The sequence below is a fragment of the Paenibacillus sp. F411 genome, from assembly GCF_017582705.1.
In the GTDB taxonomy this organism is placed as follows: Bacteria; Bacillota; Bacilli; order Paenibacillales; family Paenibacillaceae; genus Paenibacillus_AQ; species Paenibacillus_AQ algicola.
Genome location: NZ_JAGFIP010000058.1, coordinates 1 through 524, shown reverse-complemented (window position 1 = coordinate 524; position 524 = coordinate 1). Strand labels below are relative to the sequence as shown.

The 524-nt window shown below is 46.4% G+C and carries 1 protein-coding gene; it reads right to left on the bottom strand.

The genetic code is table 11. The annotated features are described in order from the left end of the window. A partial coding sequence (locus tag JJQ72_RS20315; RefSeq protein ID WP_208204786.1) for an IS256 family transposase occupies window positions 1-524 on the bottom strand: 524 nt, incomplete at both ends.

The following is a 524-nucleotide window of genomic DNA, read 5'->3' as shown; positions in this document are numbered from 1 at the left end:
CTTCCCAATTATTGCGCCAGGAACGGACAATGAGTGGATATTTGGCGCCCCAGATCTCCTCAAACCGATCCAATTCGAGCAGAGCCATGTCCTCTGTTGTGGCCTTGTAGATGGGCTTTAAATCCGAGGTCACCTTCTTGAGATCTTTGTAGGATACATAACGGGTGGAGTTGCGGATTTGGTGAATGATACATTTTTGGATTTCCGTGCTGGGATAGCAAGCTGAAATCGCTTGTGAGAAGCCTGTAAGGTTATCTACACAAGTAATGAGAATGTCCTGAACACCGCGATTTTTCAATTCATTGAGCACACTGAGCCAGAACTTTGCAGACTCATTCTCACCAATCCACATGCCCAGAACGTCTTTGTTTTCATTCAAATCAATGCCAATGACCATGTAAGCAGACTTGTTGACGATGGCCCCATCCTGTTTCACCTTGAAATGAATGGCGTCCAGAAACACCACAGCATACACGCTCTGTAGGGGGCGATTCTGCCACTCTTTCACGAGAGGGATAATCTTG